Below are 15,488 nucleotides of genomic sequence, written 5' to 3'. Positions count from 1 at the left end.
GATACGGACCAGTTTCCGCTAATGCCGATCAGTGCAGCTGGCGCGCGTACTTGGCGACAAGCGCCGCCCGGCTGTGGATACCGAGCTTGCGATACATCCGGCGCAAGTGGTTCTCGACCGTAAACTCGGAAATCGCGAGCTGGAAGGCGACCTGCTTGTTCTGCTTTCCTTCGCAGATCAGTGCGGCGATCTGGCTTTCGCGGCGCGACAGCGCCACGTCGGCGTCACCCACCGAACCCACGCAGGGCAGCGCCGCGCGCAGCGCGATCTGCCCAGCTGAATGAGCCATCAGGTCTTCCATGAGGTGGCCGACGACCATGTCGGACAAGCGACGCAGGCGCTCGTCCAGCAGCACCATCGGCACGTCGCCGGCATGGCGCGACTTGCGATAGCGGTGCGTGCCGACGATAAGTGACAACCGCGAGGTGACGCGACGCGACAGCGCCCCGACGACGCCGATGTCGTGCTGGGCCAGGAAAGCGCGATAATCGCCACATTCGTCTGCCAGCGCATCGATGCGCGGATCACCCCAGCGGATGAACTGGGTCTCTCCATTGGCGGAACAGGCGAAGGGATCGGCCACGAACACGCGCCTTTCGGCGTAAACGTGCTGCGCTTCACCGCTGACGCCGAAGTGGTGGACATAGGACACGCGCGGCGCCTCGCCGCTCTGGTCGACGAAGAACACCGAGGCTGTATCGAGGCCGCAATCGGCAACGAGTTGATCGGTGAAACCGGCGATGTCCCGGGTCGAATGCATTTTCCCTCTCCTTGCGCCCCCGTTTTGGCCGGGCGGTCGACAGGGGCATCTGATACGCGCGCAGCATCCATTTCGTCAAACAATTTCATCACACGATGAAGAGGTGTTCCAGCCGCCGCAAACCGGCCTTGAACGGATACCCGTCAATTGCGACGATCGCCCCGGCAGGCCAGATCCGAGGCAGGCCAATGGCACGAAACGATGCCGAAATGCCCGGCAAACAAGAGGCGCAGAGAGACGATGCAGGATACCGGCAAAAGCGGCAACCTAACCTATCGCCAGGTGCTTGAGGCCAACAACGCAATCCAGACGATCGGCGACGATACCTATTGGCTCTGCGTCACGCGCACGGTTCAGGAATCGAAGCTCTTCCCCGTCCCGGCGTACATGCTGCTGAGCTACCTCAACTGCTTCTATCGCTATCCAGCCTTGCTGCGGAAGATCGAGGCGTCGGTGCCTGCCGAAGAAATAGGCGACCGCGCCCGGTCGATGAGCGGCAAGTTCGGCAACCTGCCCGGCTGGGGCCTGCCCACGTTCTATCTGCTGGGCCGCGAGATGCTGATCAACTTCGGGATGCTGCGCCCCGAGGATGCGGCGGAAGACGTGGTCTACGTGCTCGACTTCTGGCGCCGCTTCAAGCTGGCGCAACAGCGCGAGGACGGCCATCTCAACGCCCGCGAATTCGGCCAACGCGTGCAGCTTCTGCCCGAACGCACGGTGCAGGTGTTCCACGCCGACGCGCATCGCTGCGTTGCCGGGGACAGGCTGCACAAGGCCGCGCACGGCTTCCTCGCCGCCGTGTCGCAATACGGCTTCATGATCAGCTGCGAAAGCCGCTGCACGCTCAACAATTCCGGTCCCTATCGCCTCGACGCGGACCGCGAACTGATCATCCGCGACTTCACTGATCTGGCGCAGGGCGATTACCCCTGGCTCGACGGCGTGGGCGACAAGATCCCGTACAACAATCTGACCGTCACCATGGAAGTGAAGGACTGCCACTTCTACCTCATGGACGACTGGGGCAGCTTCGAAAGCAAGCCCGAGTTCACCGCAGACAAGCTGGTAGGCGTGGGCCTCTACACCTCCGACGTTCTGTCCGACGGCCACATCCCGGTCGGCATGGGCAGCGCCGAGGAACTGGCGACCACCTTCGAGGATCTGACTGAGAAGGTGCGCGAGGCGATCGCGGCGCTGTGGAAGCGCGTGGCCGGGTGGAGCCGCGACGAGATGATGGATTCGGGCGCGCTCGTCTATTTCTCGCTGATCAAGGACTTCGCCCACGTCGCCGGGGTCTATGAGCACGACGACTGGATGACGATCGACGAGCGCGCGGATCGCTTCCGCCCGCTACTCAACGACGAGTTCGGGCGCGATTTCCTGGGCGAGATGGTCGGCCTCGTGGACCTGCCCAGCCAGCACCAGCCCTCTCATGTGATGATGCAGCACAACAACCAGAGCGCACGCTACATTACCCATATCCCCTTCACGGTGTGCGATGGCCACGGTGCCAGCATGGGCAACGATATTGCGCCGGGCGTCACCACACACGCCAGAAAGCTCGACAGCTACACCACTAGCGAAGGCGTGCTGACGCTGGCCGACTACAACGCGCGTGCCAAGGCATGCCGCCCGGCGCAGATGGCGCCCGAGTTGCGGGGCCTCAACGACACCTGGATCAAGTGGAACCCTGCCGATCCGCGCGTCGACCAGCTCTACCGGCTGGAACAGCGCCTTTCGCGCAATCTCAGGGGCAAGGGCTTGGGGCTGACGCCAGAGCAGATCGAGGGCTTGCGCGGCAAGGCCTGAGCGATGCGCCCCGAACGGAAGGATATAAGCATGACCAATCCGCAACAGGATGAGGATCTCGAAGCCCTCGTCCGCCAGTTTCAGGCTTCGGACCTGACCGAGATGCACTTGCGTACGGCCGACATCGAGCTGTTCCTGTCGCGCAATCCCGATGCCGATTTCGCCATGGGCCGCGTGTCCATGGCTGCGCCTCCAGTTGCAGCGGCTCCTGCTGCGCCTAAGGCCAGCACCTCGGCAGCGCCCCCCGCCCCAGCGACTGCGGCAACACCTGCACCCGCTGCATCGACGGCGGTGGCCGATGGCCACGTGGTGGTCACCGCACCCTACCTCGGCACGTTCTACCGCGCGCCCAAGCCGGGCGAGCCGAACTTCGTCGAGCTGGGCCAGACGGTCGAGGCGGGCACCGACCTGTGCCTTGTCGAAGTGATGAAGCTGTTCACCGCCGTCAGCGCGCCGAGTAAGGGCGTCATCCGGCAGATCCTCGCCAGGGACGGCGAGATGGTGGCCGAAGGCGCGCCTCTGTTCGCGCTCGAGCCGGTGGGCTGAGGCCATGGCGCTGACCCGTGTCTTTGTCGCCAACCGGGGCGAAATCGCGTTGCGGGTGATCCGCGCGGCGCAGAAGCTGGGCATCGAAACCGTGCTCGGTGTGTCCGAGGCCGACCGCGACAGCGCCGCAGCGCGCGCGGCAACCCGCGTGGTTGTGCTCGGCCCCGGCCCTGCCGCGAAGAGCTATCTCGACGCCGAGCTGGTGGTCCATGCCGCGCGCGAAACCGGCTGCGATGGCCTCCATCCGGGCTATGGTTTCCTGTCCGAACGCCCGATCCTGCCGCGCCTGTGCGCCGCGAACGGCATTGCCTTCGTCGGGCCGGACGCCGACACGATCGAGGCGTTGGGCGACAAGATCCAGGCGCGCGGCATGGCCCGCGCCGCCAACGTGCCCCTCGTGCCCGGCAGCGACCAGATCGCCAGCGCCGCCGATGCCGTGCGCGTGGCCGAGGAAATCGGTTATCCCGTGCTGCTCAAGGCCTCTGCCGGGGGCGGCGGGCGCGGCATGGTAATCGCGCACAACCGCGCCGATGTCGAAGCCGGGTTCGGGAAGGCCAGCGCCGAGGCGGAAAGCGCGTTCGGCGATGGCACGCTGTTCATGGAACGCTTCGTACCCCGCGCCCGCCACGTCGAAGTCCAGTTGATGGGCGACGGCACCGGCAAGGTGCTGCATTTCGGCGAGCGCGACTGTTCGGTCCAGCGCCGCTACCAGAAGCTGATCGAGGAAGCGCCGTCTGCCGCGATGCCTGAGCACCTGCGCCGCCAGCTCCACGCCAGCGCCGTCGCACTCGCCTCCAGCGTCAAGTACAAGGGCGCGGCCACCGCCGAGTTCCTGTTCGACGTCGAGCGCGAGGAAATCTACTTCATCGAGGTCAACGCGCGCATCCAGGTGGAACACCCGGTGAGCGAGATGGTCAGCGGGCACGACCTTGTCGGTTGGCAATTGCGCATCGCGGGCGGCGAGACGTTCGACATCGACCAGTCCGACATCGCCGTCACCGGCCACGCCATCGAATGCCGCATCAATGCCGAGAACTGGGAGCGCGGTTTCATCCCCTCGCCCGGCACGATCACGCGCTGGTCACCGCCTGCGGGCGACGACGTGCGGCTCGATACGCACATGAGCGAGGGCGCGACGATCCCGCCCTACTACGACAGCATGATCGGCAAGCTGATAGTTACCGGGGAAAACCGGGCTGACGCGATCGCGCGGCTCGAACGCGCGCTGGCCGACTTCGTGGTGGAGGGCGTGCCTACCACCATAGGCCTGCACCGGGCGATCGTTGCCCACCCCGATTTCCGCAGCAATTCCATTCACACCCGCTGGCTCGAGCAGGTCCTCCTGCCCAGCCTCGGCCAGTAAGCCGGAACACAAGCCATGGCGCATATCAGCTTCCTCGACGAAACCTGCCGCGACGGCCAGCAAAGCCTCTGGGGTATGCGGATGCAGGCGGGACAGGCCTATCCGGTGCTGCCGACCATCGACAAGACCGGCTATTCCACGATCAGCCTTGCCGGCTCCTCGCTGTTCGAAGTGCTGACCCGCCATTGCCATGAAGACCCTTGGGCGGGCTTCGACCTGATGATGAGCCAGATCAAGCACACCCCGGTGCGCGGCGGCATCCGCTCGAACGGCTCGGTGACGTTCGGTTTCACCCCGCAGGTGCTGATGGACCTGTGGATGGAGCGCCTGTGCGTCCACGGCGTGCGCTCGTGGTGGATCTACGACGTGCTGTTCAACGTCGACAAGATGGCGCGCCTCGCCAAGCTGTCGAAGAAGTACGACTGCAAGGTCGCCGCGACGATGCTGTTCACGCTCTCGCCCGTGCATGACGATGCGTTCTGGGCGGACAAGGCCGACAAGCTGTCCGCGCTGCCCGACGTCGACAGCCTGCTGCTCTACGATACCGGCGGCGTGCTCGATCGCGACCGGATCAAGACGCTGATCCCCGCGATCAAGGCAAAGGCGCGCGGCAAGCCGATCGAGCTGCATTCGAACAACATGCTGGGCCAGAGCGCCAAGGCCTATTGCGATGCGGTCGAATTCGGCGTGACCGTGCTGCACACCGCTGCGCGCTCGATGGCGAACGGCCCGTCGATCCCTTCGATCGACATCATGATCAAGAACATGGAGGCGCTGGGCCACACCCACGACATCGACACGTCGAAGTTGCAGGAAGTGTCGGACCACTTCCGCAAGGTGGCCAAGGCTGCGGGCTACCTGCACGACCAGTCCTACGAATACGACGTCACCTCGCTGACCAGCCAGATCCCCGGCGGCATGATGGGCACCCTGCGCAACCAGCTGGCGCAGCAGAACATGCTAGACCAGTTGCCCGTGGTGCTCGAGGAAGTGGGCGCGGTGCGGCGAGAGCTGGGCTATCCCGGCATGGCGACGCCGTTTGCCCAGCTGATCGGCACGCTGGCGGTGCTCAACATCGTCACCGGCAAGCGCTATGGCGCGATCCCCGACGAGGTGATCCAGTATGCGGCGGGCTACTATGGCGAGCCGCCCGCGCCGATCGATCCGAACGTGATGGACCGCATCGCCTCGGCCCCGCGTGCGAAGGAAATCTTCGACAACCCGCCGCCCGAACCGACCCTCGCCGACCTCAAGCGCCAGCACGGCACCGACGACGAGGACGAGCTGATCCTGCGCGCGCTGGTTCCGGCCTCCGACATTGCCCGGATGCGCAAGTCGGGCCCGCCCGCCAAGGACTTCCCCATGCTGTCCTCGCCCGAACTGGCACAGGTCGAAAAGCTGATGCGCGTGGCGACCGCGCCCGTAGTGCGGCTCAAGACCGAAGCGCTCGACCTGACGCTGCGCAACTGACGGGCGACACACGATGCGCATGATCGACTTCTTCGACCGGGGCGCGCGCAATGCGCCCGACCGGCCCTGCATGGTGACCGATACGGGCAGCCGCAGCTACCGCGAGGTGCGCGAGCGATCGAACCGCATCGCCCATGCCCTGATCGCGGACGGCTTTGCCCCCGGCGCGCACGGGGCGGTGCTTTCGGGCAACGATCCCACCGCGTTCGAGGCGATCCTGGGCATCCTGCGCGCCGATGGCGTGTGGACCATGGCCAACAACCGCGCCTCGGTGGATGAAAACGCCTACCTGCTCGACCTGCTCGACGTGGACACGCTGTTCTTCCATTCCGAAGTCGCCGACCGCATCACGGCGTTCCGCGCGCAGTGCCCCAACATCCGTCGCTATGTCAGCATCGACGTGCCTTTGGCTGAAGCCGACGCCTTCCTCGGCGACTGGATCGCGGCGGCGGGCGACGGCGAAGTGCCCGAACGCCGCAGCGGCGCGCCCGACGATCTCGCCTTCCTCGCGAACACCGGGGGCACCACGGGGCGTTCGCGCGGGGTGATGCTGACCAACCTCGTGTGGCAATCGCTGGTCTCCAGCCTCGTCGCTTCGATGCCGATGAAGCAGCCGCCGGTGAACCTTGTCGCCGCACCGATGACCCACGCCGCTGGGCCGCTGGCGCTCGCCAGCATGGCGCTGGGGGGAACGGTGGTGGTGCTGCCGAAATTCGAGCCGGCCGCCGTGCTCGACGCCATCGAGCGGCACCGCGTGACCTACATGTTCCTGCCGCCCACGGCGATCTACATGCTGCTGTCGCATCCCGGCGTGCGAACCCGCGATTTCTCCAGCCTCGAATACATCTCCTATGCCGGCGCGCCGATGTCGCTCGACCGGCTGAAAGAGGCCATCGAAGTGTTCGGCCCGGTGATGAACGCCAGCTTCGGTCAGACCGAAAGCCCGATGTGCGTCACCGCCATGCCGCCGCACCTGCATCTGGGCGCCGATGGTGAATTGGCGCATCCCGGTTCGTGCGGTCAGGCCAACCTGCTCAGCCGCGTCGAGATCATGGACGATGACGGCAACCTGCTTCCCCCCGGCCAGCACGGCGAAATCGTGGTGCGCGGACCGCTGGTGATGGCGGGCTACTACAAGAACCCCGAAGCCACGGCGGAGGCTTCACGCTTCGGCTGGCACCACACCGGCGACATCGGCTATCGCGATGACAACGGCTGGTTCTTCATCGTCGACCGCAAGAAGGACATGATCATTTCGGGCGGCTTCAACGTCTACCCGGCGGAAGTCGAACAGGCGCTCCACGCCCACCCCGCCGTGCAGAATTGCGCCGTCTTCGGCACTCCCGACGACAAGTGGGGCGAACAGGTGACCGCCGTGGTCGAATGCCGCGCCGGGGTCACCCCGCCGCCGGTCGAGGACCTGCTGGCGTTTGCGCGCGAACGCCTGGGCGCGGTCAAGACGCCCAAGCAGTTGACCTACATCGACAGCCTGCCGCGCAGCAACGCGGGCAAGGTCCTGCGCGCCGAATTGCGCAAGCCCTACTGGCAGAACCGCGAGAGGACGATCTGATGCGCGCCGTCGACATCATCGGCGTGGGCATGACGCCCTTCGGCCGTCACCGCGACTTGACCCACACAGACCTGATCCAGCAGGCCGCGCGCGAAGCGATGGCCGATGCCGGGATCGTGGCCTCCGATCTCGACACCACGGTCTACGCCAACGTGGTGCAGGCCTTCGTCACGGGCGAGATGTCGATACCCGGCGAATACGCCTTGCGTCCGCTCGGCATCACCGGCGTGCGCGCGTTTCGGGTGGAAGCGGCCTGCGCGAGCGGGACGATGGCACTGCACCTAGCCTACGATCTCGTCCGCACGGGCATTGCCGATGTGGTCCTCACGGTGGGTGCCGAAAAGCTCTACAACGATGACCGCGACAAGCGGCTCGCGGTCTTCCAGCAACCACTCGATGTCGTGGAAGCACAGCGCTATCTCACGACCACGACCGGTCGCCTTGCCCCGGTTCCGGCAGGCTTCGATGGCCCTAGCCCTAATGTGCTGATGGAGGCCTATGCCGCACAGGCCCGCCTGCATATGGCGACCTATGGCACCACGCAGCAGCACTTCGCCGCGATCAGTTCCAAGAACCACATGCATTCGCAGTGGAACCCGCTGTCGCAGTACCGCAACGCGATGAGCATCGAGGAGGTCATGGCCGCGCCCGCCGTAGCCTGGCCGCTGACCGTCCCGATGTGTGCGCCGATCAGCGACGGGGCCAGTGCGGCAGTGGTCTGTGCAGCAGAGCTTACGCCCCGCTTCGCCGCGCGCGGAGCCATCCGCATCCGCGCCTGCCGTTCGCTGACCGGCACTGACCGCGATCCGGCGGACTATGCAGCGCATGTCAGCGGACGGGTCTCGCGGCTTGCCTATGAGGATGCGAGCGTCGGCCCGCAGGACATCCAGCTTGCTGAAGTCCACGATGCCAGTTCCTCGGGAGAAGTCGTCCAGATCGAGGCGGTGGGCCTTGCCTCGCCCGGCGAGGCAGGTCCCGCGGCGCTGCGCGGGGAACTCTCGCTGGGCGGACGCTGCCCGATCAACGTATCGGGAGGGCTTGTCTCAAAAGGCCATCCCCTGGGGGCGACGGGCCTTGCCCAGATCCACGAGCTTGTCACGCAACTGCGTGGGCTTGCAGGTCAGCGTCAGGTCGAAGGCGCAAAGATTGCGCTCGCGGAGAACAGCGGCGGGTTCTACGGCGTGGAAGATGCCATGTCCTGCGTGACCATTCTGGAGCGGCTGTAGCCCCGCTCAGACATATGTCGCACTGAACGCTTCGTCGGGCAGTTCGTCGACGGTGGCGCGCGTCCCAATGAAGTGCTTGCGCACGGCCTTTTCCGCCTTACCTGGATCGCGCGCGACAACCGCCTCGGCAATGCGGCCATAGCCGACGGCATGGCGCTTTTGCTGCTCGCGCGTCTGGACCTTGTCGAATTGAGCGCGGAACAGATCGGTGCGCGTCAGCGGGATCACCCGGCCCAGTTCACCGTTGCCGCCCATCTCGATCAACAGATCGTAGAAATGGCGGCGGTTTTCGAGATAGGAGGCGATTTGTGCACCAGCGCCGCGCCGGGCGATTTCCTGCGCTATGAGCCGTAGCGTTTCCATCTGCTTGGGCGTGCCGCCGCGTTCCGCCGCAAGCCGCGCGGCCAGCGAGCAGAGCGGTTCGAGCACGTCGAGAAGGTCATGTACAGCCTTGCGGTCCATCGCCGAGATGAACGCGCCGCGAAAACGGGTGAGCGTGACGATGCCGTCGGCGGCGAGGTGCTTCAAGCCCTCGCGCAGCGAGCCGCGACTGACGTTGAAGCGCCGTGTAAGGTCGGCTTCGACCAGATGCTGGCCCGGCACCATTTGCCCGGCACGGATGCAATAGATGATGCCATCGGCAAGGCGCTGGATGGTGTCCTTGACCTCGCCGGTTTCGGCATCGGAAATCACCTCGGTCTTGTTCACGCCACCATCCCTAGATGCACGCTTCCGCGCCCGCAACCACGGCCGCCGTCAGGTCCGCATCGCCGAACATCCCGGCGATTTCCGCCGCGATGCGCGTGTGCGTCAGGTCGAGCTGCATCGGCGTAACCGAGATCGCGCCGTGGGCCACCGCGTGCAGATCGGTGCCTTCGACCAGTTCGGGCGCGTTAGGACTGATCTTGACCCAGAAATAGGGCACCGTGCGTTCGTCCACGCGGCGCACCGGCAGGAACCCACCGGGCAGGCGCTGACCCTGCCGCGTGACCTTCACCCCCGCGATCTGTGCGGCCGGCAGGTTGGGCACGTTGATGTTGACGAAGCTGCCCGGCAGCCAGTCCATCCCCAGCAGCTTGCCCATGATCCCCGGCAGGTGCGTCTCCGACGCTTCCCAAAGCGTCGGCACCCCATAGGACCGCATCTGGCTCAGCGAGAACGAGGGAATGCCCAGCAGCGCGCCTTCCTTCGCGGCGGCGCAAGTGCCCGAATAGTGGACATCCTCGGCCAGGTTCGGCCCGGCGTTGATACCCGAAAGCAGGATGTCGGGCTTGCGCCCTTCGAGGAACACGTTGATCCCCAGCAGCGCACAATCGGTGGGCGTGCCGCGCACCGCAAAGTGGCGCTCGTCGCGCTGGCTGTAGCGGATGGGATGCGAGATCGAGATCGCCTGGCTCGCGCCCGAACGCTCCTCGTCGGGTGCCACAACCCACACATCGTCCGAAAACTCGCGCGCGATGCTTTCCAGCAGCTTTATGCCGGGGCCGTCGATACCGTCGTCGTTGACGATCAGGATCCGCTTGCCTGCAATGCCTTCCATTCCACTCATAGCGCCAATCCTAACCTTCAATCGCTTGCCTTGTCACCATCTTTGTCAGACAAAAACGACAGATGATCGACTGACAGAAATTCGTCAGTCGTTCGGGCGTCGCTAATGTGGAATTGTCGCAGCATACGAAGGAGAGGTTTCCCCATGGCACGCCTGCCGATTGACCAGATGCGGCCCGTCCCGCCGCCCGCCAGCCCGATCGTGGAAGCGACGCTCGGCCTGCTCCACCAGAAGGTTCGCGCCGCTTTCGACGCCCATCTGGCCGCCGGCGGCACGGACTTTGGCGACTTCGCCTTTGCCGGGCTGGGCTGCAACGTCACGAAGGACGACGTTGCTGTCGTCGAACAGGCCCTGCTCGATGCCGGGCACCGCTTCGACTGGTCGGCGGCGATCTCGCTCGCCGAACGTCCTGAAGCTTACAAGGGCGGCGGCGACCAGAGCAGCGCGGTGGTGTTCGATCACCCCGAGGCGGTCACCGCCGAAGCAGACGAACAAGGCCGCGCGCTGGCGGGCCAGGGCGATAACGTTGTCCGGCACGAGGCCAACGTCACCGGCACCGCGCGCTACATCCGCACCAACGAGCGCGTATTGGCCTACCTGACCGAAGGCGTGCCGTCGGGCACCATCGCGATCATCGACGATTCGGGCGGCACACTCACGGCGCCGATCATCGAACAGTTCGCCGGCATCCTCTGCGCGGGCGGCACGGTACGATCGCACCTCGGCATCCTGTCGCGCGAATATGGCATCCCCTGCTTCATGAACGCCAAGCTGAGCGGCATTCGCGATGGCGATACGGTGGAGATGGAAGCCACCGCCCCCCCCCGCACAACCGAAGACTACCAGACCGCCACGGAGCGCACCGGTCGCGTTTGGATCGTGGGAGACGCCGCATGATGGACGATCGCAACCTCGCGCTCCACGGCCTTGCCATCAAGCGCCACGCCAAGGCTGAAGCCGTGGCAGACCTCACCGGCCTTTCGCCTGACGCGGCGCAGGCACAGCTCGCCACGGCCGTCGCCTCGGGACGCGCGATCGAGGCGCAGGGTGCCTACACTCTCACCCCGCTCGCCCGCGTCGCGCTGCAATCGCGGTACGAAGTCGATTTCGCCGCCCAGCGCGCCGATGCGGGTTTTGCCGCCGCGTACCATGGGTTCGAACGGATCAATCCCGAACTCAAGTCCGTCATCACCGACTGGCAGACGATGAACGTGCGCGGCGAACGCCGGGTCAACGACCACAGCGATCCCGACTACGACGACAAGGTAATCGACCGGCTCTGCACACTGCACGAACGCGCCGAGACGGTGCTGGCGGGCCTTGCACGCGGACTGCCGCGCATGGCGATCTATGGCCGCAAGCTCGAAGCCGCGCTCGACAGGGTCGAATCCGGCCAACCCGAGTGGGTCAGCGATATCCACCGCGACAGCTACCACACTGTCTGGTTCGAACTGCACGAGGACCTGCTGCGGATCATGGGCCAGACGCGCGTTGAATGATGGGAATGAAGTGATGTCGTGGACTCTGAAACTCGATGGGCAGGTCCTGCCCGACCGCGCGCTGATCGGCGGCAAGGCCTGGTCGATCGCCCGAATGCTCTCGCTGGGACTGACGGTGCCCCCGGCCTTCGTTGTCACCACCAAGGCCTGCACCGCCTATCAGGACGGCGGCTGGCCCGAAGGCCTCGATGCCGAAATTGCTGATGGCCTCGCCTGGCTGGAAGCGCAGACCGGGCGCACCTTCGACGGCAGCACCCCGCTGCTGCTGTCGGTGCGCTCCGGCGCGGCAATTTCGATGCCGGGCATGATGGACACCGTGCTCAACCTCGGCATCTCGGATCAGACCGAAGCCGCGCTGGCCGCCGAAAGCGGTGAGCCGGGCTTTGCCCGCGACACCCACCGCCGCTTCCTCGAACTCTTCGCCAGCATCGTCCTGAGAGCCCCTGCGCATCTGGAAGCAGGTGCCGATCCGGCCACATGGCGCGCCCAAATCGAAGCCGCATCCGGCCAGAACGTGCCGCTCGATCCGCGCGCACAACTGAAGGCCGCTGTGCGAGCCGTCTTCGACAGCTGGAACAGCCGCCGCGCGCGCAAGTATCGCCAGCACAACAGCATCCCCGACGATCTCGGCACCGCCGTCACCATCCAGGCGATGGTATTCGGCAACCTCGACGAGGACAGCGGCACCGGCGTGCTGTTCAGCCGCAATCCGCTCTCGGGTGAGCGCGTGCCTTTCGGCGAATACCTGCCCAAGGCACAGGGCGAGGATGTCGTTTCGGGCAAGTTCACCCCGCTGCGCCTTGAAGCCATGCACGAGCGCGTGCGCACGGCGCACGATCAGCTGCTCGCCGCCTCGGAAACGCTCGAGCAGGACTCGCGCGATATGCAAGACATCGAGTTCACCGTGCAGAAGGGCAAGCTCTACCTGCTGCAGGCGCGCTCGGCCAAGCGCGCGCCCGAAGCCGCAGTGCGCTGCGCGGTCGAAATGGCCGAAGAAGGTCTGATCGACTGCGCTGAAGCGCTGGCCCGCGTCTCGCGTGAGCAGACGCTCGAAATCCTGCGCCCGCGTCTGGCGGTGGACAGTGCCGATACGCTGACCGCGATCGCCAGCGGCGAAGGCGCCTGCCCCGGCGTCGCCAGCGGCGTGGTCGTCACCACTCCCGACGAGGCCGAAGCGCGCGCACGTGCAGGCGAAGCGGTGGTGCTCGCCCGCGAGACCACCAGCCCCGACGACATCCACGGCATGATCGCCGCCAAGGCGATCATCACCGCGCAAGGCGGCGCGACCAGCCATGCCGCGGTCGTCAGCCGCGCGCTGGGCCGCCCCTGCGTGGTCGGCTGCGGCGGCGGCGTAATGGCGCTGGCGGGACAGGTCGTGACCGTCGATGGAGGGGGCAGGGTCTATGCCGGCACCCTGCCGATGATCGCCCCCGAGGCCAACGACCATCCCTGGCTGTCGAAGCTGCTGGCCTGGGCCGAAGCAGCGGGCGACACGCGCTACATCGCCGTGCCCGAGGCACAAGATCTTGCCGTACTGGGGACCAATCATGGCTGAAGCCACGCCGCTGCACGAAGCCCGCGCGCTATTGCGCACTTTCGCTCATTCCAAGGCGCGCGCACTCGACGTGCGGACGGACCGGCTCTCGCTGTTCCTAAGCCGCGACGCAACGGTGCGCTACGCCGCCCAACCGGCGGCGGTGGCCCCTCCCGCCGCTGTTGGCCCGGCCAACGATCTGGCCGCGCCACACCTTGGCACGCTGGCCGATGTCGCTGCGGTGGGCAAGCGCGTATCGGCTGGCCAGGCTGTTGCAACGCTGCGCGTGCTTGACCGCGAAACGCTGATCATGGCCGAGAGCGACGGCGAAGTTGTGACGCATCACCATGCACTGGGCGCGCTGATCGAATTTGGCCAGCCCGTGGTGGCATTGGCCGCCGTCGCGGGTTGAGCCCACCATTGAGCATGTTCCTGTGGTCCACGCCGCTGTCTCCCTTCGTCGAGAAGGTGAAGATCGCGCTGCGCGAAAAGGGGCTGCCTTTCGACGCGGCAGTGCCCGACGGGATCGGGGTGGGCGTTTCGAACGCGCTGATCGCTGCCAACCCGCGCTCCGAAGCGCCTGCGCTCGTCGAAGGCGACGTGGTTCTGTTCGATTCCACGGTGATCCTTGAATACTTGGAGGACCGCTTTCCTGAAGTGCCGTTACGCCCGGCCAGCGCAGCCGCGCGGGCCCGGGTGCGGATGATCGAGGACGTTTGCGACACCCACTATGAGGCAGTGAACTGGGGCCTGTTCGAACTCAATTACTTCAAACGCGGCCAGGGCGAAGGTCTTGCCCAAACGCTGTTCGCGGCCGCACGCGCCGACCTTGCCGTGCTGCACGATTGGCTGGAGCTTCAACTGGGCGCCGACCCGTGGTTCGGCGGCCCTGCCTTCGGCCTTGGCGACGTGGTGGTCGCGCCGTTCATCGAAGGGTCGCGCTTCAACGGTGTGGCGCTTGATCCGTCGCGTCCACTCGGGCGCTGGTTCGCGCGCGTCTCGGCGCGCCCGACGGTGGCGGAAACGTTCGCGGAATCGCAGGCGGGCAGCGAATTGCTGCACACCGTGGCCGATGCGCTCGATGCAGGGCTGCTACGTCGCCACTACCGCGATCACCGGCTGGAATGGATGATGCGCGCGGGCGGTGCGGTGGTGGTGGCGAACGGCCTTGCCGCCGACACCATCCGCTTCACCGACCTTGCGCCTCTGGCGAGCCTGTCGCCGTTCAGGAAATGAGAACGCCCGCGCTGCGAGGTACGTGGACGACCACCTCGCCCGCCAGCGGATCGGAGCGCAGCACGGCCAGTGTGCGCGGATGGGCTTCCACGACTTCGCCTTCAAGGTCGATCGGGCTGTAAGCGCCCCACTGGAAGCGGATTGTGTCGCCCGGTTGCGGCCCTTCGCGCACGGTCGAGATCCGCCGCACGGTGGGCGTTGCAGCCCGCGCCACGGCCAGCGCCTCATTGCGCGAAATCTCTTGCCGCCGACCATGGCCGATTGCCTCGACACGGCCCATCCAGGCCGCAATCGCCGGGTATTCGTCGGGAATGCGCTCGTTGCCGTTGCGGCAGTGGCGCAGGAAGTCGATCGGGAACCAAAGCGAGATGTCGGCTATGTCCATAGCATCGCCCAGCATGAACGGGCGCCCGTCCGCCAGCTGCCGCTCGATCAGATCGAGATGCGCGCGCAGCACCGGAATGTTGGTCGCCAGCGCCGCCTGCATCGCCGCCACGTCATAGATGCCGGGCAGCATCAGCTTGCGGTCGGCATCGAAATCGGGGCGCTCGGTCGAGGCGAAGTCCGATCCGCAGACGATCTGGACGATCAGCCAGAACAGCGTATCCTCGGCCCAGTAGGCAAGGCCCCGGCCCAGCCCCGGCCCGCTCGCCTGCGTCAGCGAGGGTTCGGGAATGCGCGCTTCGAGCACGTCCATCACCAGTTCGCTGCCGCAGTAGATGTCGGCCCCCACCTGCGCCACCGGGATCTGGCGATAGCCCCCCGTCAGCGCCGCCAGTTCGGGCTTGGGCAGGATCGTGGAATGGTCGCAGGCGAACCATGCAGCGTCCTTGAAACCCAGCATCGCGCGCGTCTTGCGCGAAAAGGCGGGTTCGAGGTTGTACTGGTGGACGATCAGGTCGGTGGCGCTGACGCTCATGGAAGGC

The 15,488-nt window shown here is 66.0% G+C and carries 14 protein-coding genes and 1 pseudogene; 11 read left to right on the top strand and 4 right to left on the bottom strand.

Annotation, left to right across the window (positions count from 1 at the left end):
* Window positions 1–28: 28 nt before the first annotated feature.
* Entirely contained in the window at window positions 29–760 is a 732-nt protein-coding gene (locus K3A84_RS00190) for a helix-turn-helix transcriptional regulator (RefSeq protein WP_225007045.1), read from the bottom strand.
* 240 nt (window positions 761–1,000) lie between these two features.
* On the opposite strand from K3A84_RS00190, the gene K3A84_RS00185 reads away from it, so the two are divergent.
* From K3A84_RS00185 to K3A84_RS00160, 6 genes are read left to right on the top strand one after another with little or no spacing between them, the layout of a single operon-like run.
* A complete protein-coding gene (locus K3A84_RS00185; protein ID WP_225007044.1) occupies window positions 1,001–2,569 on the top strand; it encodes a hypothetical protein in 1,569 nt (522 codons plus the stop codon).
* Between the two features lie 30 nt (window positions 2,570–2,599).
* Window positions 2,600–3,115: an acetyl-CoA carboxylase biotin carboxyl carrier protein gene (locus K3A84_RS00180; protein ID WP_225007043.1), complete on the top strand. Its 516-nt coding sequence runs from the start codon at window positions 2,600–2,602 to the stop codon at window positions 3,113–3,115.
* A gap of 4 nt (window positions 3,116–3,119) precedes the next feature.
* Window positions 3,120–4,478, top strand: coding sequence for an acetyl-CoA carboxylase biotin carboxylase subunit (locus K3A84_RS00175; protein ID WP_225007042.1), 1,359 nt, complete (start codon window positions 3,120–3,122; stop codon window positions 4,476–4,478).
* Window positions 4,479–4,493: 15 nt separating this feature from the next.
* The gene (locus tag K3A84_RS00170) at window positions 4,494–5,948 is read left to right on the top strand and encodes a pyruvate carboxylase (RefSeq protein WP_225007041.1); all 1,455 of its coding nucleotides are present in this window, start codon (window positions 4,494–4,496) and stop codon (window positions 5,946–5,948) included.
* Window positions 5,949–5,961: 13 nt separating this feature from the next.
* Window positions 5,962–7,518, top strand: a complete 1,557-nt coding sequence (locus K3A84_RS00165; protein ID WP_225007040.1) for an AMP-binding protein — start codon at window positions 5,962–5,964, stop codon at window positions 7,516–7,518.
* On the top strand, window positions 7,518–8,744 hold the full coding sequence (locus K3A84_RS00160; RefSeq protein ID WP_225007039.1) for a thiolase family protein: 1,227 nt from the start codon (window positions 7,518–7,520) through the stop codon (window positions 8,742–8,744). Before K3A84_RS00165 ends, K3A84_RS00160 begins: the two co-directional genes overlap by 1 nt.
* A 6-nt stretch (window positions 8,745–8,750) precedes the next feature.
* On the opposite strand, the gene K3A84_RS00155 is transcribed toward K3A84_RS00160, so the two are convergent.
* Both K3A84_RS00155 and surE read right to left on the bottom strand, forming a co-directional pair.
* Window positions 8,751–9,452, bottom strand: coding sequence for a GntR family transcriptional regulator (locus K3A84_RS00155; RefSeq protein WP_225007038.1), 702 nt, complete (start codon window positions 9,450–9,452; stop codon window positions 8,751–8,753).
* A gap of 10 nt (window positions 9,453–9,462) precedes the next feature.
* The gene (gene surE, locus K3A84_RS00150) at window positions 9,463–10,293 is read right to left on the bottom strand and encodes a 5'/3'-nucleotidase SurE (protein WP_225007037.1); all 831 of its coding nucleotides are present in this window, start codon (window positions 10,291–10,293) and stop codon (window positions 9,463–9,465) included.
* A 144-nt stretch (window positions 10,294–10,437) separates the two neighbouring features.
* Here surE and K3A84_RS00145 point away from each other — a divergent pair, with 144 nt between their 5' ends.
* The 5 genes and pseudogenes from K3A84_RS00145 to K3A84_RS20605 form a co-directional block, all read left to right on the top strand.
* Window positions 10,438–11,190 carry a PEP-utilizing enzyme gene (locus K3A84_RS00145; RefSeq protein ID WP_225007036.1) on the top strand — a complete coding sequence of 251 codons (753 nt, stop codon included), beginning with the start codon at window positions 10,438–10,440 and terminating at the stop codon, window positions 11,188–11,190.
* The gene (locus K3A84_RS00140; RefSeq protein ID WP_225007035.1) at window positions 11,187–11,792 is read left to right on the top strand and encodes a hypothetical protein; all 606 of its coding nucleotides are present in this window, start codon (window positions 11,187–11,189) and stop codon (window positions 11,790–11,792) included. Before K3A84_RS00145 ends, K3A84_RS00140 begins: the two co-directional genes overlap by 4 nt.
* A gap of 13 nt (window positions 11,793–11,805) precedes the next feature.
* A complete protein-coding gene (locus K3A84_RS00135; RefSeq protein ID WP_225007034.1) occupies window positions 11,806–13,347 on the top strand; it encodes a pyruvate, phosphate dikinase in 1,542 nt (513 codons plus the stop codon).
* Window positions 13,340–13,738: a hypothetical protein gene (locus K3A84_RS00130; RefSeq protein WP_225007033.1), complete on the top strand. Its 399-nt coding sequence runs from the start codon at window positions 13,340–13,342 to the stop codon at window positions 13,736–13,738. The genes K3A84_RS00135 and K3A84_RS00130 overlap by 8 nt, the downstream gene beginning before the upstream one ends.
* Window positions 13,739–13,752: 14 nt before the next feature.
* Window positions 13,753–13,971: pseudogene (locus K3A84_RS20605) on the top strand (glutathione S-transferase family protein); the annotation flags it as partial.
* Window positions 13,972–14,551: 580 nt separating this feature from the next.
* Here K3A84_RS20605 and K3A84_RS00120 read toward each other — a convergent pair.
* On the bottom strand, window positions 14,552–15,481 hold the full coding sequence (locus K3A84_RS00120; RefSeq protein WP_225007031.1) for a glutathione S-transferase family protein: 930 nt from the start codon (window positions 15,479–15,481) through the stop codon (window positions 14,552–14,554).
* Window positions 15,482–15,488: the final 7 nt, after the last annotated feature.

This window comes from Novosphingobium percolationis (genome assembly GCF_020179425.1).
Taxonomy (GTDB): Bacteria; Pseudomonadota; Alphaproteobacteria; order Sphingomonadales; family Sphingomonadaceae; genus Novosphingobium; species Novosphingobium percolationis.
Note: the sequence above shows the minus strand (reverse complement) of the source record. Positions and strands in the feature narration are given on the sequence as shown.

Coding starts and splice junctions, on each gene's coding strand:
- K3A84_RS00190 (WP_225007045.1), bottom strand. CDS start 760: ATGCATTCGACCCGGGACATCGCCGGTTTCACCGATCAACTCGTTGCC.
- K3A84_RS00185 (WP_225007044.1), top strand. CDS start 1,001: ATGCAGGATACCGGCAAAAGCGGCAACCTAACCTATCGCCAGGTGCTT.
- K3A84_RS00180 (WP_225007043.1), top strand. CDS start 2,600: ATGACCAATCCGCAACAGGATGAGGATCTCGAAGCCCTCGTCCGCCAG.
- K3A84_RS00175 (WP_225007042.1), top strand. CDS start 3,120: ATGGCGCTGACCCGTGTCTTTGTCGCCAACCGGGGCGAAATCGCGTTG.
- K3A84_RS00170 (WP_225007041.1), top strand. CDS start 4,494: ATGGCGCATATCAGCTTCCTCGACGAAACCTGCCGCGACGGCCAGCAA.
- K3A84_RS00165 (WP_225007040.1), top strand. CDS start 5,962: ATGCGCATGATCGACTTCTTCGACCGGGGCGCGCGCAATGCGCCCGAC.
- K3A84_RS00160 (WP_225007039.1), top strand. CDS start 7,518: ATGCGCGCCGTCGACATCATCGGCGTGGGCATGACGCCCTTCGGCCGT.
- surE (WP_225007037.1), bottom strand. CDS start 10,293: ATGAGTGGAATGGAAGGCATTGCAGGCAAGCGGATCCTGATCGTCAAC.
- K3A84_RS00145 (WP_225007036.1), top strand. CDS start 10,438: ATGGCACGCCTGCCGATTGACCAGATGCGGCCCGTCCCGCCGCCCGCC.
- K3A84_RS00140 (WP_225007035.1), top strand. CDS start 11,187: ATGATGGACGATCGCAACCTCGCGCTCCACGGCCTTGCCATCAAGCGC.
- K3A84_RS00135 (WP_225007034.1), top strand. CDS start 11,806: ATGTCGTGGACTCTGAAACTCGATGGGCAGGTCCTGCCCGACCGCGCG.
- K3A84_RS00130 (WP_225007033.1), top strand. CDS start 13,340: ATGGCTGAAGCCACGCCGCTGCACGAAGCCCGCGCGCTATTGCGCACT.
- K3A84_RS00120 (WP_225007031.1), bottom strand. CDS start 15,481: ATGAGCGTCAGCGCCACCGACCTGATCGTCCACCAGTACAACCTCGAA.